Genomic DNA, 21,061 nt, shown 5'->3' with positions numbered 1-21,061 from the left:
TTGTCAATTCATATCATTATATTCTCTTGTACTTCGACAGTCCGATTCGCTGGAATGCGGTAATAGTCTATAGCACTGCTTGAATTTCTTACCATGGCGGCAAAAATTCGCTCTCTCCAATTCGCCATTTTGCTATAACCGCCTTTTACAGGAAATATATTGTACCGGCAGGTGAAGAAAGAAGACTTACTTGGATCAATATCCAATAGGTGCATTTTGTTGAGTTTATTTATGGCCCCTTCGACATCTGGGCGTTCCATATATCCATAACGTAAGATTAGCCTGAAACATCCCTCTCTAATCTTGCTAATGATTGCTCGGTTCTTTGGGAGTACTTTTGGTGTGTTGGCCGACGTAACGGTTAGGAAAAGGTTCTTTTCGTGAAGAACACTGTTATGTTTCAAATTGTATATTAGGGCATGAGGTACAAAGAGTTGATTGGTTCCCACAAATATTGCAGTTCCAGGTACTCGTAATGGGGGATTATCAAAAAGTGAGTTTAAATAGGGCTCTAATTTAAAATTTTTCCCCTGTAAGTAACAATTTATCGCTTTTTTTCCATCTCTCCAAGTAATCATCAGCATCGCAATAAAGGCGGCTAAACTTATAGAGAACCACCCCCCGTGGCCTATCTTTGCCAGGTTTGAAGTAACAAAGGCAAAATCAATAAAAGCAAAGAATGAGCCGACAGCCAGGCAAATTATCAGATTGTATTTGAGGTAGTGGCGATACACGATTGCTGCAATGCAGGAGGTAATCAACATTGCGCCACTCACTGATACACCATAAGCACTAGCCAGGTGGACTGAGCTTCCAAAGAGAATTGCCACCAGTATTACCGCTGTCATTAATAGGTAATTGACACCGGGCATATAGACTTGTCCCGCGAGTGCTGATGACGTGTGCCGGATGGCAAAACGGGGCATCAAGCCAAGTTGGATTCCTTGTTTTGTCAGGGAGAAGGTCCCCGAGATACAGGCCTGGGAAGCGATGCAGGTTGCTACAGTTGCAAGAATAATCATTGGGTAGAGCGACCAGTCCGGGTACATCCGGTAAAAGGGGTTGTCTACCGCAGAGGTGTCACTAATAAGTAGAGCGCCCTGTCCCATATAGTTCAACACCAGGGCGGGGAACACCAAACCTATCCAGGCAATTCTTATAGGCATGCGTCCAAAATGCCCCATGTCGGTATATAGAGCCTCTCCTCCGGTAAACACCAGTAACACTGCACCTAATATCCAGAAGGAAGCCATGCCATGGTTAGTGAGGAAGCTCACAGCATGTAGAGGATTAATGGAGTGGAGGATTACAGGGTTTTGGAGCACCCAGTAAAGGCCCGCGAGCAGCAAAACTAAGAACCAGATGGCGGTAATCGGGCCGAACAGTTTCCCCACGGTTTCGGTGCCGAAGCGCTGTACAAAAAACAATCCAAAGAGTATGCCGATAGAAATTGGCAGGATAAACGGTTTTAGAGTCTTATTGACTATCTCCAGTCCTTCGACTGCGGAGAGAACTGAGATGGCTGGTGTGATAACGGCATCACCAAAAAATAGTGCCGCCCCACAGATTCCGCCGCCGATAATGAGCTTTCTTAATAATTCTCGCCCTTTTGTCGCTTCCAGGGCCAGTGTCATCAGCGCCATGATCCCACCTTCCCCTCGGTTGTCCAGGCGCATTACCAATATGACGTACTTAATAGTGACAATTAGGGTAAGTGCCCAGAAGACAGCAGAGACCCCACCAATAATGGTTTCAGTGTTATGGGGAATTCCAAACCGGGGGTGGAAAATCAGTTTAAAGGCGTAGAGTGGGCTAGTGCCGATATCACCAAATACAACCCCGAGAGCGGCAAGTGATAGAACCCAGTGTTTTCTTGCGCCTTCTGAGCGAGATTCCATTTGCAACTCTTATCATCCGGTGTCATACAAAGGCAGTGATTTAAGACTTATCAGGGAGTTTGCTGTCATCACTTGGATGGTGGATATCAGCGCGCAAGAAATAGTTTTCCCTGAGACTGATCTTAGCAATACATTGCTAAGGCACCATGTGAGCTACTGTGCAGGGTGCAAACTTACGAGCCGATAAAGTGAGATGTAAGAGAGGTATCCGCGTAATTGAGCAATTGTGTCAGGCAGTTATAAAGGCAGCTCTTTTGGCGGGGATCTTATTGTTAGTAAGGCGGGACTACAGGAGCCTCCCCAATGAAAGCATCGGACCTTTTTATTCGTGCCCTGGAGAAAGAGGGCGTTGAGTACATCTTCGCGATTCCTGGTGAGGAAAACCTGGATATGCTGGAGTCTTTGCGGGGTTCAAAGATAAAACTAATTGTCACGCGCCATGAACAAGGTGCCGGTTTTATGGCTGCTACCTATGGTCGGCTTACGGGCAAACCAGGTGTCTGTATGTCTACTTTGGGTCCGGGGGCCACGAACCTTGTGACAGCTGCAGCCTATGCCCAGCTCGGTGGAATGCCGATGGTGATGGTCACTGGTCAAAAACCTATCAAAAGTTCCAAGCAAGGCCAGTTTCAGATTATTGATATTGTTGACATGATGCGTCCGCTGACCAAGTTCACCAAGACCATTGTGGGGGGCGACTATGTGCCTGCTCATGTCCGTGAAGCCTTTCGGCAATCGGAAGAGGAGCGGCCGGGAGCGACCCACTTGGAATTTCCTGAAGATATTGCCCGTGAACACTCCACCATGCCGGTCTTGGAGCCCAGCTATAACCGCAGGCCAATTGCTGAAGAGAAGGCGGTGCGCAAAGCCGCAGAAGCGATTGCGGCATCCCGTAAACCACTGCTGTTGGTGGGAGCAGGCGCAAACCGTAAATTAACCGCCAAAATGTTGCGCAAGTTTGTCGACAAATTGGGTATTCCGGTGGTCACAACTCAGATGGGAAAGGGAGTAATTGATGAATCGGGCCCGCACTTTATTGGAAATACCGCGCTATCGGATGGGGATTTTGTTCACCGGGCCATTGAGCAGGCCGACCTGATTATCAATGTGGGCCACGATGTTGTAGAAAAGCCGCCTTTCTTTATGCGCCCCGGTGGCCCGGAAGTTGTACATATTAACTTCAATTCAGCGCAGGTGGATCCGGTCTACTTCCCGCAGATAGAGGTGGTTGGCGATATTGCCAACAGCTTGTGGCAGCTGGACCAGCACTTGGAACCCCAGGATCACTGGAGCTTTACCGATGCACATCGCATTCGTGCCGCGCTTCAAAAACACATCCAGGAGGGCTCAAATACCACCACTTTCCCAATTCGTCCGCAACGACTGGTAAAGGATCTCCGCGAAGTGATGCCGGAGAAGGGCATTATTGCGCTTGATAATGGCATGTTCAAAATCTGGTTCGCGCGGAATTATCCTGCTTTAGCCCCGAATACCGTGCTGCTCGACAATGCACTGGCAACGATGGGGGCGGGCTTGCCTTCGGCAATGGCTGCCAAGTTGGTGTGCCCAGACCGTCGTGTGGTTGCAATTTGTGGGGATGGGGGCTTTATGATGAATTCCCAGGAGATTGAAACGGCGGTTCGTTTAAAACTTGACCTTATCGTGCTTATTTTGCGCGATGATGCCTACGGAATGATCAAGTGGAAGCAGGCCATGATGGAGTTTGATAACTTTGGTCTGGATTTTGGTAATCCTGATTTTGTCGACTATGCAAAATCCTATGGTGCTCATGGTCACAGAATAACGGCCACGGATGAGTTTAAACCGATGATAGAAAAATGTTGCAGGGCTGGTGGGGTCCATCTCGTGGATGTGCCCGTGGATTACAGTCACAACGACCGTATCCTGAATCATGAAATTCGCGAGTTGTCGAGTAAGTTGTAGGGGGTAGCCGGCTCGGGTAAGGTAGTTGTAACAGGGAGGTGTTCGGCTTTCTTTTAAACAAGCTCCTCGGGCCCGAGTACTTTAAAGTAGGGACCAATATCCAGCCTTATGGAGGACATGGCAATCTTGATCATTTCTCTACGATCTTCAAGTATGTCCTCCTTGGCTATTCCATGTAGAACCATATAATCTTCATATTTCCCGGTAATAAAGTCCTCTTTCCGTATACCTTCGTAAGCTCTACATAAAACTCCATGAAGGTTCTCTATGAATTGGCGGCGGCTCTGCATCGTTTGTCGAGGCCCATGTTCGACTTCAAGCTCATGAGCATGTTCGTAATTAATGTTTACTAAGCAGAAATTTGTTTTATTCTCTTTCCATGCTCTTGCCGCCTGGTTGAGTTCCACGATCAGGGTGAAGGGAAGGTCAGCGAACATAGGGTTATGATCAGTAAAATCAAGAAATGCATAGCCAGCTCTTAGGTAGCTACTGGCGCGCTCTGTAATGTCATAGCTGTGAATGTCCCCGGTGCGTATTGACTCGCTGTCGGTATCTTTCTGGCAGTTGAGGCACAAAAAACCGATCTCCACCTCTGAGCTGGCATGGCCGCAAGCATTGCAAATAAGCAGTGTGCCGGGTTTGTCGTAGTCACTGCCGAAGTGTAAAAGCTCCTTTCGACATTTGGGGCAAATCAGGTCTTCACCCTCCCTGAAGTCAGCTTCACGACCCAAATAAGCGCAGCTGAAATGGTGAAGATAGAAGTCTTCGGTAAGGTTAGAGGATCTGCATACCGCGCACTCTTCACGGACATTAAACTGAGAACCCCCACAGCCGTTACAGATATGGCGTCGATCGAAAAACTTGCCCTGTAGAAATCCTGATTCGATCAGTTTTTCACATTCCGTCACAACCGTCGGGCTATCGAGGATAATATTAAAATCAACAGTAGCTTTGGAGTTGGGGCTATAGTGCGGCGAGAGACTTACGCCAGATACAAATAATCGCGCTAGTATTTTGTCGCTATCTTTCTGAGTGGTGTGGAAATCCAGGTGGACTTGCGCGCGCCGATAGTGAAAGTCGTCAATAACCTGGCTCACAACGGGCATATCCTGCGCACTAAGCTTTGAGCAATCCAGATCTGCCTTCTCGCCGACTGTTCCAGTGAGATCAATAACCGGGAGTAGATACAAGCCACCACGCATATGCCATATATGCGTCAGGTCATCTACTGATGCTGGCTCCTCAATCAAAATAGCGTCTTTGGATTCACCGGTATGCGATGTCACCTTAGAGTCGCCGGGCCAGCGAAAAAAGCTATATTCGTCACTTAAAAAGGAGATGCTGATTCCTCCACACCTATATAACAGCTGGCGTTTGAAAGATTAACTGAGTGTTTTAGCTTATTTCATGCCAGTTATACGTAACTGTGTAACCTGTGGTGTATATGGCGTCCCTTTTACTGAATAGATTGTTGAGTATTTAAGAAAAGATAGGTGAAAAATTGGCAATAGGCAGGGATAGGTGCCCTACGTCCCTGGCAGGAATTAGGAATAACTGTATGACATAAAAGGTAGTCGTCATCTGGGGGGAGTTAATTAATAAATTTATCAATAATGACATCAATCCAGTCAATCTTTAGGGTTATGGTAACTTTCTCGTTCACCGGAAATTTTGATGGGTCAAGTAAGACTATTTTCGCTAACTGATTACGCGATGTGGGCTTGAATGTATTTTGGAACTCCTGGGGTAGTGCGGCTGAGAGGGGGATCATTTCTACTAGTACCCCTTTGTCTTTAAAGCGTCCACCAGTAACCAATACCTCCATTCCAGGCTTGATCACGAATTGATATTGATTGGGTAGATAGGCTAGGACATAGGCTTCCCCGGTGTAGATAGACATAAGGGGCTCCCCAGCATCATAAACATTGCCGACATGGGGGACTGAAGCCCCAACTAGACCAGAAGTGGGGCTTTGAATAATACCGTTATTGTAATGCTCCTCCAGTTTTCTTAGCGCTTGTTCGGAGCGATAAATTGCCTCATCAACAGATCTACGTTTTCCTTCCAGGGTGGCGCTTTCAACTTGTAATTTTACCAGGGTTTCACTGGCCTCGAAGTTATCTTTCAATACATCTTGGTAACCGACTTCGCTGACTACTCCTTTATTTGCAAGTTTATTGATTCTATCTACGATTCGGCCAATTTGTACTTTACGCTCCTTGGCGGGAGTGAGTAGTTTTTTAGCAGTCTCTGCCAATAAAGTGAATTCAGCAGAAATCTGTATTAGGTTAGCTTGGCGGGTGGAGAGATCGGCGATTCGCTCCAGTAGCTCCATTGATTCAATCCTTAAGAGTAACTCGCCCTCTCGAACAGCTTGCCCTTCATCTACGGCAACCTCTACTACTTTTACTAGATAGCCCATTTCAATAACGCTTTGATCGCGTAGTACTAACCCATCGCTTCGCAGTAAAAACCAGTCACCCCATATATAGCGAATAACGCCAATACCAAATAAAATTAACAAAGCCAGATATATTCGTCGGCTGGCAGATCCTCGGGTTTTTCGCTGCTCGCTTTCGAAGCTATCTGGGCGTAGTCGTTTTCGCAGAGCCTTCATTCAAGCTACTCACGAACACGGTGTACTTTTAAAGGGGCGAAAGAATCTTTATAGGATGTTCTAAAGATCCATTCCTGAACATAAGCATACAGTCTTACGACTCGCATAAAGTTTACATAAAAGATGCTATAGGCAGGAATATAGGGCCAAAGGGGAAGTGACTTGACTTTTGGGGTTGCGTAAGAAGCTAAAGCAAAGGTAATTGTATCGAGTGCAATTAATACAACCTGGGCTCCCGCTAAAATAAACCAGGCATTGTCGCCATAGCGCACAAATAGCCAGACTAAATAGATTGGTAAAGCTATTGCGGCAATAACATTGAAAACCAGGAATTCATATTGGTGAAAAAACTCTTTTAGCTGCATTCCTTGGCGGAACGGATTAATAAAATGTAGGTACTTGCGGTAGCGAAGACGAATCGCATCCCGTTCCCACCTAAAGCGCTGGCGCATTAGAACTGTGATGCTGGTGGGAACATCGGTATAACAAATCGCCTCAGGTGCAAATTCCACTTTCCAACCGTAATCCCGCAAACGAAAGGTGATATCTAAGTCTTCTCCTCCGCCGGCATCAAAGCCGCCAATTTGATTCATTGCGGATACCCTAAAAGCACTGAAGGCACCGGAGGCACAACACATTTGGTCGAGCATCGCTAGGGAGTGTCGCCCCAAGCAAATACTGATTACATATTCAATGGCCTGGAAGGAGCTGAGTATATTTTCTGTGGAGTTTCGGACAATTACATTACCTGAAACCACGCCAACCCTGGGATCTGCAAAGCCTTGCATCACGTATTTCATAGCGTGGCGATCGAAGGTGCAATCGCAATCAATTGAGGCTATAAAGTCGCCTGTTGAAAATCTCTGTCCTAAATTAAGGGCTGAGGCCTTGCCTCCACGCAGCTCTGTTGCATGAGCGCCATCCAAGCGACCTTTATTTTGCAGGTAGTGAATATCGTCCCGAGTTTTATCTGTGGAGCCATCGCTAATCGCGATCACTTCGTAGGGGATATAGCTCTGTTCCTGTAGGCGCTCGCCACACTTTTCAATAGAGTTTTCCTCGTTGTGACCGGCGATTACCGCTGTGAGTCTGCCTAAAGACTCTATATCTTCTTCAAATTCGGGTTTGGAGGCGAAAAAAAATACAGAGGTAAAAAACGACATTAAATATCTGGGAAACTCCAACACCACGACAATCCAAAACATCGTAAAGAGGGTGGCGTAGCTCTGAGTGGCAAAGAAAGTAATTCCGTCATCGATCATTTCCCACATTTAGGTTTGCTCCCCAATAGGCGAATGCGGCCCTCGGCTATTGCTGTTACCTATCTGTGATATAGGAGCGAACGTATGTGGCTCACTGCTAGTGTCTGGCAGTACCTCTTTGAGAGGGGGAGGGGATTGAGTGTGCGGAGTGGGTCTTACGCTTGGATTCCATTCATTGGTAAGGGCTCTCAACTCATTGCTTGTTAAGGCTAAGCCCAATTTTGATACCCCCTGACTTTGGCCCTTTGTTCATCAATCAATTAAGTGCTTGCAGACTTGATATGTCGGTCCGAGGTGTCGCACAAGGAGATGCGTCACCTGAGATTGTCAGTATAGTCCACGGTTGTTTCAGGTGCCGAGTAGTGCTGAAGCCCAGAGCTACTGCGGCTTCAGGCAAAATTTATATGCCACTGCTAAATGGGGCAGGGGACAAGAAGGCGTTTTTTAATTTCTAACGAACTTCAAGGTTAAGGTTGTATTGAGCAACCACACGACCTATGTAGCCCAGTTTTAGAAACGTCGCACTAATCACCATAAAGATATGTCCTGCGACCTGCGCGGGAATTGAAAATAGGTGCGATAGGGGATAGCAAATAACAATCGTCAGAATAAGCAGGGGAACTGACAGAAGCAGCGTAAAGTTACCGGCTTTTAGTAGAAGCTTGAAACGCTCACGCAGTAAGGGGTTTTCCGTATTCAGCATATCGGCCTCAGGTTCAAACGGCGTCAATCTATCTTTAGCAACTGCTATGCCAAATATAAATGCTAATAAAAACAAGGAGTTACGGCTTATTCTTGGTGTTTGTGTGTCAAATTGACCTTTATGGTTGCTGTGTCATAATGACTCTAAAAGGTCTTTTGGACTGATTTGGCTATGGTAGATACCAACGCAACCTTACTGCTCGAAGTGGCTCTGGACTTGGCTAACAGCCTTAACAACAGCGATCGCTTTGAGCGCCTGCTGTCTACTATCCGCAAAGCGATCAAATGCGATGCCGTTGCCTTGCTTGGGCTCAACGGCGATACACTCACCCCTCTCGCAGTCCAAGGGCTTGCCCGACGGACCCTGGGGCGGCGATTCCTGATTGATGAGCATCCACGGCTAGCGCAGATCTGTGCTTCGGAACACCCAGTCCGCTTCCCATCTGACTGTCAGCTACCAGATCCCTTTGATGGTTTGCTGTTGGATAGGGAGGGAGATCTTCCCGTGCACTCCTGTATGGGTTTGCCTCTCTATTCAGATAACCACCTGATTGGTCTGGTAACAGTGGATAGCATGTCTGCGGATGCCTATGCCCGAATCAGTGATCGAACCCTTGAACTGATAGCCGCGCTGTCTGCGGCCACTTTACGCACAGCTTTAGAGCTAAAGGCCCTGTCACACTCCGCTGAGCATGCCGAGCAATTGGTGAAAGACCTAACCCAGCAGGCTCTGGAGCGAGATGGAGGTGAATTAATTGGTGAGAGCGCGGAAATGCAGTCCCTGCGCAGTGAGATAGAGCTGGTGGCTGGGTCGGATTACAACGTGCTGATTCTCGGTGAAACAGGGGTGGGGAAAGAGCTGGTGGCCCGTACCGTCCATAGGTTGTCGACTCGCAAGGAGAAGCCCTTAGTCTATTTGAACTGCGCTTCCCTGACTGAAACCCTGGCGGAAGCTGAACTTTTTGGTCATTCAAAAGGGGCCTTCACCGGCGCAGATCGCGAGAGGCCCGGCAAATTTTTACTGGCGAACGGCGGCACTATTTTCCTGGATGAGGTTGGCGAGTTACCGCTTGTGGTGCAGAGCAAACTGTTGCGTGTATTGCAAAGTGGTGAGATTCAGCCGGTAGGCAAAGATACGGTGCAGCATGTAGATGTTCGCATTGTAGCGGCGACTAATAGGGATTTACGCAAAGGGATTGAAAACGGTACTTTCCGAGCTGATCTCTACCACCGCCTCTCTGTATATCCCCTTGAAGTCCCACCGCTATGCCGGAGGGGTAATGATGTTCTGCTGTTGGCAGACTACTTCTTGGAGCGCTCCCGCAGGAAGCTGGGTTTTCGTCAGTTGCGTCTCAGTACAGAGGCCACCAACAAGCTACAGCGATACGCTTGGCCGGGTAATGTTCGCGAGCTGGAACATATTATCAGCCGCGCAGCCCTTAGGGCCCGCAAAGGTAGCTCTCCAGAAGCTATTGTTGCCATTACTGCAGCACAAATTGAAATTCCCGATGACCTGGTTATTCAGAAGCCTCCGCAGAAACCGGTAGAGTCGCTGTCTGAGGCTATTGATTTAAGGGTGGAAACGGAAAACTATCAGAGTGAACTCATTGGGCGTGCTCTAGCTGAGACCGATGGGAACTGGAGTAAAGCGGCCAAATTACTATCCGTAGACCGAGGGAACTTGGTGCGTCTCGCTAAAAGGTTGGGTGTTTACATCAAGAAAGAGGTTGTTCGAGGTAAGTAATCTATATGAAGCAAGGAGTTGCAATGTTGATTAGCGATAAAGGATTACGGCTTTCACTGGTTGTAGGGGTAATTTCCCTGACTATCGGCGTACTGGCATTTGCGTATAACTGGAAAATTATTGGTGGGGGATGGCCGTATTTCGGTACATTTTTATTTCCAGGCAATCTTGTACTGTCATTCTTTTCTGAAGAAATAGATTTCTGGCCAAAGTTTGCGCTGCAGATGAGTGGCCAGTTTCTGGTTCCCTTTTTGCTGGCACGTAGCCTTATTAGTTTTAGACGCTGGTGGAATTGATAAGGGGTATTACGATTTGCATGTGATATTACTCCAAGCATTTGATAGAAGGCTAGAGCTGTAAATACTTATACTTGCGATCTTGTATAAAAATAACTAAATCGCTAGCCACAATAAATATGCAAAAAATGTTTCTTGGCTATCAGGTTGATTCTCGGCAATATTATAAATGACTTTGGTTCTAATGTTATTGAACTCTTCTGGAGTTGCTTCATATTTAAAGTGTTTTGCTGTCTGGATAGCAGATTCTTCAAAGAAACCCGAGGGCTTACTTTTAATAACTCGGGGGTCTACCGGATCGCCGTTTTTATTAATGTCATACTCAACAATTACGTAGCCTTCCATCTGCTTTTCCAGCGCTTCTTGAGGGTATATTGGCAGTGATTTGTAAACAGGAACAGGCCCGCCTTTCTCTCTTGCCATTTCCCTGTCTTCAATGCTGGATTTATAAAAGTCAATGTACTGGGGGCATTCGTCGTAAGAGCTGCAATTTTTGCTTGTTGGAGAGTCAGTGCAACTGCAAAGAAGAAAAATAATAGATATCAGGGCTAATTTGTTCAAAACTTTTAATCTTCTTTGCACTTATTGAAATGGCAAGTGTAACACCCTATAGATTTTCTCTGTAGCTGTTAAATAGCAAGTAATCTATCCGGTATCTAGCGGAGTTAACGGAAAGACTGTATTGCTGAATTAGTACCGTTAACTAGAAAAGCCGTATATCAAACCGGCTCATTTCCTCATCACTCTCAACCCATTAAAAACCACGAGCAGGCTGGTCCCCATATCGGCAAAAACAGCCATCCACATGGTTGCCTCTCCGGCAAAAGCAAGCACCAGAAAGACCGCTTTAATGCCCAGCGCCAAGATAATGTTCTGCCAAAGAATATGGGCCGTTGAACGAGATAGTTGGATAAAGGTGGCGATCTTGCCCAGATTGTCGTCCATCAGGGCCACGTCAGCGGTTTCTATCGCTGTGTCGGTTCCCGTTGCTCCCATCGCAAACCCAATATCAGCACGTGCCAAGGCGGGGGCATCGTTAATGCCATCGCCAACCATGCCAACCTGGCCTTTTCCAGATAGAGCCTCCACCTCTCTGAGCTTGTCTTCCGGCAGTAGGTTGCCTTCAGCCCGATCTATGCCGACTTGTTTGGCAATCGCATCTGCAGTGTGCTGGTTGTCCCCGGAAAGCATCAGTGTTTTCACGCCCAGTTTGTGAAGGCTCTCAATGGCGTGCTGGCTCGATTCCTTCACGGTATCGGCGACAGCAAATATCGCCAGAACGGAGTTTTCCCGGGTCAGCATCACAACAGTTTTCCCTTCTTCCTCAAGGGTTCCCAATTGGCGCTCCAGCTCGGCGGAGCAAATGCCCAATTCTTCAATAAGCCGGTGGTTACCCAGGTAGCACTGATCCCCCTGAATTCTGCCCCTGACGCCGCGCCCGGCCAGGGCTTCAAAAGTATCCACTTCTTGTAGGCGTTCGTGGGGAATCTGAGCAAACTCCAGTACGGCCCTGGATACCGGATGATCGGAACGTTCGGCTAGGCTCGCCGCCAGGGTTTGTACCTCTTCCGCGGGCATTGGCGCTAACACTTTAAAATCCGTGACGGTTGGCAGGCCATGGGTGATGGTTCCAGTTTTATCCAATGCCAACCAGCGAAGGTGGCGCCCCTGCTCAAGGTAGGCCCCGCCTTTGACAAGGATTCCGTGGCGGGTGGCCGATGCCAATCCGCTTACGATGGTGACAGGAGTTGCAATCACCAGTGCGCAGGGGCAGGCGATTACCAGTAACACGAGTGCGCGATAGATCCATTCCATCCAGCTGCCGGCAAAAAACAGCGGCGGTATTGCTGCAGTAGCCAGTGCCACTGCAAATACCAGCGGCGTATACCAACGGGCGAATTGGTCGACAAAGCGCTGTGTTGGCGCGCGACTACCTTGTGCGGCTTCCACCGCATGAATGATTCGGGCGAGCAGGTTATCGTTGGCAGCAGCCGTAGATTGGTATTCGAGTGCCCCGGATTCGTTGATACTGCCGGCGAAAAGTTCATCTCCAGGGCCTTTGTCTACCGGAAGGCTCTCCCCGGTAATTGGGGCCTGGTTTACTGCTGAATTGCCGCGTATTACTTCCCCATCTAGAGCGATACGTTCGCCGGGGCGCACCCGGATGGTTGTGCCAACCGGAACAGTCTTGGCTGACATGGAAACCCACTCGCCATCTGGCCCCTGTACAGTGGCGGTTTCCGGGGCCAGGTCCATCAACTCCCGAATCGCATTACGGGCACGATCCAGGGATTTGGCTTCAATTAATTCTGCTAGGGTGAATAACACCATCACCATTGCTGCTTCGGGCCAGTGACCGATAAGCAGGGCGCCGGTGACCGCGATGGACATCAGCGCGTTCATATTCAGGTTGCGATTACTGAGCGCAATCCAGCCCTTTTTGTAGGTCGTGAGTCCGCCGCCAGCGATAGCGGCCAGGGCCAGTATCATTACCAGCCAATTGTTTCCCCCCTGTAACCAGAATACGACCTCGGAGGCAATCGCCGCCAAACCGGCCGCGCCCAATAACCACCAGTTTGCATGGGTGGTAGGTGGCGCGGAATCGATGTCATCTTCCGTGGCCAGGCGTGCGTCCAGGTCAAGAGGGGTTAGGGTGTTGAGGATCTTGCTCTCCATACCGGGCGCGTGGCGCACCTGTAGGATTCGCTGCACCAGGTTAAAGTCCAGCTGGTAAATGCCCTGCATGCCAGAGAGCTTGGCGCGTATCAACCCCTCTTCAGTGGGGCAGTCCATCTTGCTGATGGAGAACAGGGACAGGTCACCTTTGTCGCTGTTGTTATTGGTGTTTTGAATTGGCGTCATGGTTGTGGCTTGGGTTGCCCCGCTGCAGCCACAGCTGGAATCGCGCTTGACCATTATTCACTCTCGGATAGATCAGTCAGTGAGCCAGTATTACAATCCCTCTAGTAACTATAGAGTCAAGAGGGAGTGGCATGGCTTATAAGATTGGTGAAACTGCCAGGAGAGTGGGCTGCAAAGTGGAAACGGTTCGTTACTACGAGCAGGCGGGGCTACTACCAGAGCCCGCTCGCTCAGAGGGTAATTTCCGGCTCTACTCAGAGTCTCACCTGGAACAACTGCGTTTTATTCGCCACTGTCGTTCTCTGGATATCCCCCTCGAGGATATTCGCAACCTGTTGAGATTAAAAGCGGCTCCATCGCAAAGCTGCACTGATATTGATAGCGTGGTTGATGATCAAATTCAAAGAGTCGAAAAACAACTGGAATCGCTCAAGCAGTTGCGAAAAAGCTTGGTAGATTTACGCAATCGATGTGAGGGTGGCCAGGCAATTAATGCCTGTGACATTATGCGGGAGCTGACAGATTGTAGCTGTCATGGCCATCCGGCAAATAATAATGAGTGTTAGTCGTAAATTTTGGGCCTTGTTTTGAGTAAGTGGCGTATAACTTTTATCGTATTATTTTGTATTGGTTTGTTGTTAGCCGTATGGGCATTTATCGTTGAGCCAGCAAGTTTCCGAATTAATGAAGATGATATTGTCGTAGATACCTGGCCAAAGGAATGTAACGGGCTAAGGGTCGCGATACTTGCTGACCTGCATGTAGGTTCCCCTTACAAGGGGCGGAAGAGCCTACAAAACCTGGTTGAGGCTGTTAATAAAAGCCAACCCGACCTTATTCTCCTACCCGGTGACTTTGTTATTCAGGGGGTTGTTGGAGGTAAATTCGTTCCGCCGGAGGATGCAGCGGGAATTCTTAAAGAACTCAAGGCCCCGATGGGGGTGTTTGCCGTATTGGGAAATCATGATTGGTGGCTTGATGCAGCGCGGGTTGAGCAATCCCTTGAAAGCCAGGGGATTTCAGTGCTTGAGGATAAGTCAGTAAGTCTGGTTAGTATCGAATGTAAATTACGGCTAGTGGGAATCAGTGATTTTTGGGAGGGGCCTCACGATGTTAAAAAAGCAATGCAGGGGATAGATGAAGGTGAGACGGTATTGGCCTTCACTCATAATCCGGATATTTTCCCCGAGCTGCCTGCGGAGCTGTCATTAACTATCGCCGGGCATACTCACGGGGGCCAGGTCTACTTGCCGTTTATTGGGCGGCCCATAGTACCTTCAAGTTACGGGCAGCGTTTTGCTATTGGGCATATTGTTGAAGGTGATAAACACCTCTATGTAAGCCCTGGGGTAGGGACCAGTATTTTGCCAGTACGTTTCCTGGTGCCACCAGAAGTAACTGTATTATCCATATTTGGTCCTTGAGGTTTAATCCCTCAATGATGGATTTGGGTAGGTGGTTTGGTAGGAATGGAGCGGGGACCTTCACATATAATTCCAGCCCAGATAAGAAATAACGGGTTGATACGATGATAACAGTCAAACGAAAAGTACTGTTCGGGGATTGTGATCCCGAGGGAATCGTATACACCCCAAGGTTCTCATCTTTTGCACTTGAGGCAACCCATGATGCAATGGCTGTTCTGCTTGAAGGGCCTGCTATCGCCAGAATGAAACAACTGGGTTTTCTTACACCTGTAAGAGCTTTTAACCTGGAGTTTCTATCCCCTGTAACCTGGGATCAAGAATTAAGTATCTATGTTTCTGTTGCGGATATTGGTAATCACTCTTTTACGTTTCAAACGAAAGGCTTTTTGGATAATGGGATACTAGCGTTCACCGCTAATATTACCTATGTCACCCTGTCATCCCCTGAAAAGCTAAAGACCCCATTACCTGGCTATCTTAGAGAGGCCCTGCTGCGCGTCAGTTAGCTGCCAATTCATTGGCAAGTTATTAGAGTAGGGTGCTTCCTAATTATCTTTTTGAAAGACCGTTGTCGGAATTCCCTTAGCACCAGCGTAAAAAATGATAAGTGTCGCCGGCTTGTCGCCTTCATTGCGCCCAAAATGCCACATATCGGTGACTTCAACGTAGGCTTTCCCCTCATCCAAAGTTAGGCTTTTATCCTGGTCAACGAGGGTAACTCTTAAAGTGCCTTCGGCAACATAGACGCTATTAGGTACGGGGTGTTTGTGCACTGGTAGCCGTGCGCCTGGCTCGATTGTCACACGCACCACAGAGAGCTCTGGCTGCCCCTCTGGATATTGGGGTAGGGTATCTCCGGCCCAATCCTTGGTCGATTCTACCAGTGTGTCAAATTTTACCCCCTGCATATTTTCCTGTAGATAACCCACCAAGGGGAGATTAGCAATAATACTAGGGCAGCCATAGGCTTCCAGGTGTTCATGGGCTGACTCCTTATCGCTCTAAGTAAGCAGCCGTCGCCATACCGCCGGCAGTGCAGACACCAATAATTGCCCGATGGGCGTCGCGCCGGCCCAGTTCTAATAGGGTTGAACCCAGATAGCGGATGCCCGACATACCGTAGGGGTGGCCGAGCGCAATAGCACCGCCATTAACATTGGTAATGTCCCAAGGGGTTTTGAGTTCAGCTTGGTTGTATAGGGTGGTTACGGCAAAAGCCTCATGTAGCTCCCAAAGGTCAATCATATCCTGGGTGAGTTGGTGGCGCTTCATAAGGCGACTGACCGCTGGCGCTACCGCAATACTCATCTCTTTTGGCGCTACCGCTCCCAGCTGCATACCGCGAAACAGCCCCAGAATAGGCAGGTTTCTCTGCGCTGCCAGTTCAGCATCCATCATGACGACCGCTGCGGCCCCATCGGATAATTGGGACGCATTACCGGGAGTTATCGTCCCCCCCGTGTTTACGGGCTCCAGCGCAGACAGGGCTTCCATGGTTGTGCCGGGGCGGGGGCCTTCATCTTCTGACAAGGTGACTTTCAGGCGATTGGTTTCGCCACTCTCCTTATCTTTCACTGCCATTACTGTATCAAACGGCGTGATTTCCTCGGCAAACTTTCCGGCCTTTTGAGCTTCGGCAACACGCTTTTGTGATTCAACCACATAGCGATCCTGGTCTTCGCGACTGATGTTGTATTGATCGGCGACATAGTCGGCCGTTTGGATCATGGTCCACCAAACTGCCGGCACTTTCTTTTGCAAGGGCTCATAGACAAAATGGTTCAGGTTCAAGTTGAACTGCACCAGGCTGATACTCTCGACGCCACCGGCCACCCCAATTTGCATTTCGCCTGTGGCAATACGGTTGGCCACAATAGAAGCCGCGTTAAGGCCAGAGCCGCAGTAGCGATTTATAGTAAAACCCGGCACTTGAGACCCAAAGCCGGCAAATAGTGCCGCGTTGCGCGCGACATTGTGCCCGGTAGCTCCCTCGGGTAAGCCGCACCCCAGCACAACGTCTTCCACTTCCTGTGGCGTTAAACCCGCCTTATAAACCACCTCCCTCAGGACATGGGCAGCCATAGAAATACCGTGAGTTTCATTTAGCGCACCCCGCCTGGCTTTGGCAATGGCAGTTCGGCAATAGGCAACAACGGCGACATCTCTCATGGGTGTAGCTCACACGATCGGGGAGGGGATGTGTTTACATTAGATCAGATAGAGGGGCTTGCAGGAGGGAGGTGAGTTTGGAGTTGCTTTCAAGTGTAACCGCTCCAACGGGAGGGGTTGTTTTGGGCTAGATTCTCCTCAATTTTGGCAGCTAACACGTTGAGGGAGTCTGTAGTACCCATGATAATCTGCCATTCACAAAATAATGGTATGGCATCACAGTATTCTTCATGCGGAAACTTCCCTCGACTAACTTGCTGGTAACCTTTGATGCGGCTGCTCGGCACTTAAGCTTCAAGGACGCTGCACAAGAGCTTCATGTAACACCTTCCGCTGTTGGGCACCAGATACGAACGCTGGAGGCGGAGTTGCAAACCAAGCTATTTATTCGTTTCAATCGAACTATTGAACTTACGGGTGTTGGTAGGGAATACCATCTGAAAATTGCCAAGGCACTGGAAGTGATTCGACGGGCAACTTTGGATTTACTTGCGCGGGATCAAAATAAAACACTTACCATCCACAGTATTCCATTTCTGACCAATACAGTACTCGCCCCAAATATCAAATCCTTTAAAGCGCTATACCCCACAGTGTGTATTAGTATCGAGTCGCAAATTGCCCGCGCCAGCATAGACCCTGGCGAGCTGCAGGTTGCTATACGTTATGACAAGGAGTCGAATGATGATTTGTGTTACCGGGAGATTTCAAGGGTGCGAATTTCACCGGTTTGTGCACCGGGTTACTTGAAGAGTGATCGAGCAAATCAGATCCAATTGTCTACAGATAAGCTGGGTTGGCAAAGATGGTCGGCAGATTGGGGCTTATCAGTTGAATTCAATGAGACGCTGACTTGTGATGGCTTACAACCCGTACTCGAGATGGCCGAACAAGGGTTAGGAGTCGCAATGGGATACTTTCCCGCACTAACGCCTAAAGTCAGATCTGGAGAGCTTGAACTACTCTACCCTGAAAAATTCAGTGAGCTGGCTCCTTTGTATCTTGCCTTTAGCAAGTCATTGGAGGGTAACGAAATTATTGAAGGATTTGTTCGCTGGTTTATAGAAGTTGTCCATTTCCTAGAAGGTTAATCACCTAGCTTTATTTTCCCGGACAAGATTTTCTTGCCTGAGCCTAAGGAAAAACCCATTTGTCGCAGTGTTGTCACTTCCCTAGGATTATCTGATTGAGTATCTAAAGTAATCAGGTGGCCAGAGTATGATATCGGCAGTTATAGATGGCTTTGTGCCGAGTTTGCTTAAAAGTCAAACCCTTAAAGGGTACGCAGCTCACTCAAGAGATGGTATTCAGTTTATGGATTTGGGCTCTTGTGTAATTCGCTATCGAAAGATAGGGCGAGGCAGCCGTGTAATTGTATTTGAAGCAGATCCGCCAGTTGTTATTGAGCATTATGACTATCTTGTAAGCCAAGTTCCAAGTGATTTCACCGTTGTAATATTTGAACCACCTGGCTTTGGTTTTTCCATTCCTTCAACGAGTCTTGATTATAACTTTGCATCTTTGGTTAGTCTTACCGAGGTGTTTTTACAAAACCTTGCCCTTGGATGTGTGACGCTTGTTGCTCCATGCGTACTCGGCTTTGGAGCAATTGCACTTGCGTACAAGCGTCCAGATTTACTTGACCACATAGTGCTATCTCAAGTACCGAGCTGGGGAGAAATGTTGAGATGGAAGGAGGGGAGAGATCCACGAGGATTGCTGAGCAAGCCAATTTTAAGTCAGCTGTTGCTAAAAGCTCTGAAACGTAAGCGAACACTTGCCTGGTTTGAAGCTGCGCTAGGGAGGAGTGAGCTGATCACACCATTTAATGAATTGGCCCAACAAGCCTACCAACATGGAGCAACTTTTAATCTGGCGTCAGCTTTTCAGCGATTATTAGTCAGCGAATCTCCTTTGCAGGGTACTCTTTTCTCCAAACCCTTAACAGTGAGAGCCTTATTTCTTTGGGGGGAGCGGGACCTTTCTCATAAATGTACTTGTAAGCATTCAAGTTTGAATATGATCCCGGAGGCCTCTCTACTACGCATAGCAGAAGCTGGACATTTCCCTGAGCTGGAGGCTCCGGATGTGGTGCTGGGTCCTCTCATAAATTTTGTATTAGACCAAGACATGGAGGTCTCAAGTAATGATTGAAGAATGTCGAATAGTAACTCAGGATGGCCTATCTCTCGGGGCAACGCTATTTTCACCAAAAGGTCCGCCTAAAGCGGGGGTAATCATAAATTCGGCTACTGCGGTCAAGCAGGGCTATTATGCTGAATTTGCAAAATTCCTGGCTAAGAATGGCTACTTGGTAGTGACCTATGACTATCGAGGTATAGGTAAGTCTGCGGTTGCCAATCAACGAGACTCCCGACTATCTATGAGCGCGTGGGGAGAGTACGATTTGGCCGCTGTTATCGATTGGTCTACTAGCCAATACAAAACGCTAACCTGGCATTGTGTGGGGCATAGTGTAGGGGGCCAAATTATTGGCTTCGCAGATAACAATACCCAACTTGCTAGTGTCTACTGTGTATCCTCCCAAAGCGGGTATTGGGGTCACTGGGGATTGCGTCAGAGGCCCAAAATATTGTTTGCTTGGTTCGCTATGATACCGCTCTTATCAAATATTTTGGGGCAGGTTCCAGGCCTTTTCCTCGGAGGTGAAAGTTTACCCGCAGGTGTTGCTCGGCAGTGGGCCTACTGGGGGCGCCATAAAGATTATATTGTTGACCAGAGAGGTAGGCCCGTACGAGATGGCTTCTCCCGTCTAGAGTGCAATATGAAGTTTCTATACATAGATGATGATATAGATTTTGCTCCACTGCAGGCTGTGAAGGCTCTCAAGGCGTTCTATTGTAATGCAAATACTGAAATGCAGATTGTGAATGCTAAAGCCGTGGATACAAAGCTAATAGGTCATTTTGGTTTCTTCAAGGCGCGCTACGAAGATAGTTTGTGGAGGGACACTTTAGGTTGGTTGAATGCTGCGGCTTGAGCATCTAGGGGGACCATTTCTATTTTGATTTGGAAGTCGCCCCACTCGTCATACTATTTACTCTTCTGTATCAGGTCCTGCTGGTTAGTCTTGGGTGTTCATCTTAGAGTGGGTTTTGATGACTGAAAAACCAAAATTTACGAAGGAAAATACAGTGCGTGCGGGACAATATAGGCATAGATGCCAACTGAAAGCTCTTAAACACCTATTCACAGCATGTTTTCAGCCCACTGTATTTTCTCGTCCTTTTCAGTTGCGAAAGAGTTGCCGTTAATGGTCGTCAAGAATCTAAAGAAAGTTATTGCCGTGCTTTTGACTGCGCTCCATTGTGGCCAGCCCTCAAGCGGTATGACTTACCGTGATAGGGCATTTATAGTTGAGAGCAGTAAAGTAAATGATACATCAGAATACTTAATGGAAATAGGTCTTTCCAATAGTGTATTGCCTAGGCCAACTGACTGGTGGTTAGGTGAAAATACATGTAGTCACCATGGGGCGAATACGGATGGATACGTACCAGAATGTATCTCCCAGTGGATTCTTACTATGAACGATACGAATAGGGCTAATGAAAGTAGCTCTAATGTTGCGGCACATGGTAATTCAAAGATAAAAAACTACAGGCTTTTTGAACTTCATTCAAAATACAAGGGTGAAGATATAAGGTGTCTTAAAAAATTTAAATATATGTGTCCTGCATATGTTATTTATTACACAGATGCCCAGCGAGAGGGGACGAAACTATCGGTGATGGACGGGAAGATTTATGACTCTACTGGTGAGCTTTTTGATACTAGGCGCGCACAACAGGCAGAAGATTATAATGGTAGAGCCGCTATCTATGTTATGGATAAGAATGGGAATATATATTCAAGTTATTTTTATCCAAAGCCAGTCTTTGCTCATTCGACGTTTCTGGCAGGAGATAGTGTTGCAGCAGCGGGTGAGATCGTAGCGGAGGGTGGAAAGATAGTTTTCGTTAACACCTGTTCTGGCCATTATCGGCCCACTCCAGTTGCCATTGATCAACTTCGTGCTCAGTTATTGTTGCTAGGATATACGGATATAGGCTTTAGTACTTCGACTGAATGTAGATGGCGGTGAAGGTTGTTTAGCGTATAGTTTTATTTTTGTCTAAC

The 21,061-nt window shown here is 47.9% G+C and carries 19 protein-coding genes; 10 read left to right on the top strand and 9 right to left on the bottom strand.

The window, feature by feature from the left end; translation table 11 throughout:
• Positions 1 to 8 precede the first annotated feature (8 nt).
• Complete coding sequence (locus ACJJI8_RS18730) at positions 9 to 1,898, bottom strand: potassium transporter Kup (RefSeq protein ID WP_444933345.1); 1,890 nt, start codon at positions 1,896 to 1,898, stop codon at positions 9 to 11.
• Positions 1,899 to 2,201: 303 nt separating this feature from the next.
• Between ACJJI8_RS18730 and ACJJI8_RS18725 the strand changes: the two genes are divergently transcribed.
• On the top strand, positions 2,202 to 3,842 hold the full coding sequence (locus tag ACJJI8_RS18725; protein ID WP_444933344.1) for an acetolactate synthase large subunit: 1,641 nt from the start codon (positions 2,202 to 2,204) through the stop codon (positions 3,840 to 3,842).
• Between the two features lie 53 nt (positions 3,843 to 3,895).
• Here the strand turns inward: ACJJI8_RS18725 and ACJJI8_RS18720 are convergent, their stop codons facing one another.
• From ACJJI8_RS18720 to ACJJI8_RS18705, 4 genes are all read right to left on the bottom strand, one after another.
• Positions 3,896 to 5,128: a TackOD1 domain-containing metal-binding protein gene (locus ACJJI8_RS18720; protein ID WP_413662142.1), complete on the bottom strand. Its 1,233-nt coding sequence runs from the start codon at positions 5,126 to 5,128 to the stop codon at positions 3,896 to 3,898.
• Positions 5,129 to 5,433: 305 nt separating this feature from the next.
• Positions 5,434 to 6,459: an HlyD family secretion protein gene (locus tag ACJJI8_RS18715; RefSeq protein WP_444913936.1), complete on the bottom strand. Its 1,026-nt coding sequence runs from the start codon at positions 6,457 to 6,459 to the stop codon at positions 5,434 to 5,436.
• A 5-nt stretch (positions 6,460 to 6,464) separates the two neighbouring features.
• Positions 6,465 to 7,730, bottom strand: coding sequence for a glycosyltransferase family 2 protein (locus ACJJI8_RS18710; RefSeq protein ID WP_444913935.1), 1,266 nt, complete (start codon positions 7,728 to 7,730; stop codon positions 6,465 to 6,467).
• Positions 7,731 to 8,172: 442 nt separating this feature from the next.
• Positions 8,173 to 8,424, bottom strand: coding sequence for a hypothetical protein (locus tag ACJJI8_RS18705; protein ID WP_444933343.1), 252 nt, complete (start codon positions 8,422 to 8,424; stop codon positions 8,173 to 8,175).
• Positions 8,425 to 8,595: 171 nt separating this feature from the next.
• On the opposite strand from ACJJI8_RS18705, the gene norR reads away from it, so the two are divergent.
• Both norR and ACJJI8_RS18695 read left to right on the top strand, forming a co-directional pair.
• Positions 8,596 to 10,167 (top strand): nitric oxide reductase transcriptional regulator NorR, encoded by a 1,572-nt coding sequence (gene norR, locus ACJJI8_RS18700; RefSeq protein ID WP_444933342.1) that lies wholly within the window; start codon positions 8,596 to 8,598, stop codon positions 10,165 to 10,167.
• A 23-nt stretch (positions 10,168 to 10,190) separates the two neighbouring features.
• Complete coding sequence (locus ACJJI8_RS18695; RefSeq protein WP_444933341.1) at positions 10,191 to 10,463, top strand: hypothetical protein; 273 nt, start codon at positions 10,191 to 10,193, stop codon at positions 10,461 to 10,463.
• 96 nt (positions 10,464 to 10,559) lie between these two features.
• On the opposite strand, the gene ACJJI8_RS18690 is transcribed toward ACJJI8_RS18695, so the two are convergent.
• A complete protein-coding gene (locus ACJJI8_RS18690) occupies positions 10,560 to 10,886 on the bottom strand; it encodes an energy transducer TonB (RefSeq protein ID WP_444908167.1) in 327 nt (108 codons plus the stop codon).
• Between the two features lie 306 nt (positions 10,887 to 11,192).
• Complete coding sequence (locus ACJJI8_RS18685) at positions 11,193 to 13,379, bottom strand: heavy metal translocating P-type ATPase (protein ID WP_444933340.1); 2,187 nt, start codon at positions 13,377 to 13,379, stop codon at positions 11,193 to 11,195.
• A gap of 77 nt (positions 13,380 to 13,456) precedes the next feature.
• Here ACJJI8_RS18685 and cadR point away from each other — a divergent pair, with 77 nt between their 5' ends.
• The 3 genes from cadR (at position 13,457) to ACJJI8_RS18670 (ending at position 15,258) form a co-directional block, all read left to right on the top strand.
• The gene (cadR, locus tag ACJJI8_RS18680) at positions 13,457 to 13,891 is read left to right on the top strand and encodes a Cd(II)/Pb(II)-responsive transcriptional regulator (protein ID WP_444933339.1); all 435 of its coding nucleotides are present in this window, start codon (positions 13,457 to 13,459) and stop codon (positions 13,889 to 13,891) included.
• Positions 13,892 to 13,912: 21 nt separating this feature from the next.
• Positions 13,913 to 14,749 (top strand): metallophosphoesterase, encoded by an 837-nt coding sequence (locus tag ACJJI8_RS18675; protein ID WP_444933338.1) that lies wholly within the window; start codon positions 13,913 to 13,915, stop codon positions 14,747 to 14,749.
• Between the two features lie 104 nt (positions 14,750 to 14,853).
• On the top strand, positions 14,854 to 15,258 hold the full coding sequence (locus ACJJI8_RS18670; RefSeq protein ID WP_444933337.1) for an acyl-CoA thioesterase: 405 nt from the start codon (positions 14,854 to 14,856) through the stop codon (positions 15,256 to 15,258).
• A gap of 39 nt (positions 15,259 to 15,297) precedes the next feature.
• Here ACJJI8_RS18670 and ACJJI8_RS18665 read toward each other — a convergent pair whose 3' ends face one another.
• Both ACJJI8_RS18665 and ACJJI8_RS18660 read right to left on the bottom strand, forming a co-directional pair.
• Positions 15,298 to 15,660 carry a cupin domain-containing protein gene (locus tag ACJJI8_RS18665; protein WP_444933336.1) on the bottom strand — a complete coding sequence of 121 codons (363 nt, stop codon included), beginning with the start codon at positions 15,658 to 15,660 and terminating at the stop codon, positions 15,298 to 15,300.
• 85 nt (positions 15,661 to 15,745) lie between these two features.
• Positions 15,746 to 16,921, bottom strand: coding sequence for a thiolase family protein (locus ACJJI8_RS18660; protein WP_444897461.1), 1,176 nt, complete (start codon positions 16,919 to 16,921; stop codon positions 15,746 to 15,748).
• Positions 16,922 to 17,151: 230 nt separating this feature from the next.
• On the opposite strand from ACJJI8_RS18660, the gene ACJJI8_RS18655 reads away from it, so the two are divergent.
• From ACJJI8_RS18655 to ACJJI8_RS18640, 4 genes are all read left to right on the top strand, one after another.
• The gene (locus ACJJI8_RS18655; protein WP_444897460.1) at positions 17,152 to 18,012 is read left to right on the top strand and encodes a LysR substrate-binding domain-containing protein; all 861 of its coding nucleotides are present in this window, start codon (positions 17,152 to 17,154) and stop codon (positions 18,010 to 18,012) included.
• Between the two features lie 127 nt (positions 18,013 to 18,139).
• Complete coding sequence (locus ACJJI8_RS18650) at positions 18,140 to 19,075, top strand: alpha/beta fold hydrolase (RefSeq protein WP_444933335.1); 936 nt, start codon at positions 18,140 to 18,142, stop codon at positions 19,073 to 19,075.
• Complete coding sequence (locus ACJJI8_RS18645) at positions 19,068 to 19,922, top strand: alpha/beta hydrolase family protein (RefSeq protein WP_444933334.1); 855 nt, start codon at positions 19,068 to 19,070, stop codon at positions 19,920 to 19,922. Before ACJJI8_RS18650 ends, ACJJI8_RS18645 begins: the two co-directional genes overlap by 8 nt.
• 273 nt (positions 19,923 to 20,195) lie before the next feature.
• Positions 20,196 to 21,026, top strand: a complete 831-nt coding sequence (locus ACJJI8_RS18640) for an IQM protein middle domain-containing protein (protein ID WP_444933333.1) — start codon at positions 20,196 to 20,198, stop codon at positions 21,024 to 21,026.
• Positions 21,027 to 21,061 lie beyond the last annotated feature (35 nt).

It is taken from the genome of Microbulbifer maximicatervae (SeqCode), from assembly GCF_052467695.1.
Note: the sequence above shows the minus strand (reverse complement) of the source record. Positions and strands in the feature narration are given on the sequence as shown.

Bases quoted from the DNA above. Each gene is read 5' to 3' on its own strand.
- ACJJI8_RS18640 (WP_444933333.1), top strand. From the start codon at position 20,196: ATGGTCGTCAAGAATCTAAAGAAAGTTATTGCCGTGCTTTTGACTGCG.
- ACJJI8_RS18690 (WP_444908167.1), bottom strand. From the start codon at position 10,886: ATGGCAAGAGAGAAAGGCGGGCCTGTTCCTGTTTACAAATCACTGCCA.
- ACJJI8_RS18660 (WP_444897461.1), bottom strand. From the start codon at position 16,921: ATGAGAGATGTCGCCGTTGTTGCCTATTGCCGAACTGCCATTGCCAAA.
- ACJJI8_RS18655 (WP_444897460.1), top strand. From the start codon at position 17,152: ATGCGGAAACTTCCCTCGACTAACTTGCTGGTAACCTTTGATGCGGCT.
- ACJJI8_RS18645 (WP_444933334.1), top strand. From the start codon at position 19,068: ATGATTGAAGAATGTCGAATAGTAACTCAGGATGGCCTATCTCTCGGG.
- ACJJI8_RS18705 (WP_444933343.1), bottom strand. From the start codon at position 8,424: ATGCTGAATACGGAAAACCCCTTACTGCGTGAGCGTTTCAAGCTTCTA.
- ACJJI8_RS18695 (WP_444933341.1), top strand. From the start codon at position 10,191: ATGTTGATTAGCGATAAAGGATTACGGCTTTCACTGGTTGTAGGGGTA.
- ACJJI8_RS18725 (WP_444933344.1), top strand. From the start codon at position 2,202: ATGAAAGCATCGGACCTTTTTATTCGTGCCCTGGAGAAAGAGGGCGTT.
- ACJJI8_RS18715 (WP_444913936.1), bottom strand. From the start codon at position 6,459: ATGAAGGCTCTGCGAAAACGACTACGCCCAGATAGCTTCGAAAGCGAG.
- ACJJI8_RS18670 (WP_444933337.1), top strand. From the start codon at position 14,854: ATGATAACAGTCAAACGAAAAGTACTGTTCGGGGATTGTGATCCCGAG.
- ACJJI8_RS18710 (WP_444913935.1), bottom strand. From the start codon at position 7,730: ATGTGGGAAATGATCGATGACGGAATTACTTTCTTTGCCACTCAGAGC.
- cadR (WP_444933339.1), top strand. From the start codon at position 13,457: ATGGCTTATAAGATTGGTGAAACTGCCAGGAGAGTGGGCTGCAAAGTG.
- ACJJI8_RS18650 (WP_444933335.1), top strand. From the start codon at position 18,140: ATGATATCGGCAGTTATAGATGGCTTTGTGCCGAGTTTGCTTAAAAGT.
- ACJJI8_RS18685 (WP_444933340.1), bottom strand. From the start codon at position 13,379: ATGGTCAAGCGCGATTCCAGCTGTGGCTGCAGCGGGGCAACCCAAGCC.
- norR (WP_444933342.1), top strand. From the start codon at position 8,596: ATGGTAGATACCAACGCAACCTTACTGCTCGAAGTGGCTCTGGACTTG.
- ACJJI8_RS18730 (WP_444933345.1), bottom strand. From the start codon at position 1,898: ATGGAATCTCGCTCAGAAGGCGCAAGAAAACACTGGGTTCTATCACTT.
- ACJJI8_RS18665 (WP_444933336.1), bottom strand. From the start codon at position 15,660: ATGCAGGGGGTAAAATTTGACACACTGGTAGAATCGACCAAGGATTGG.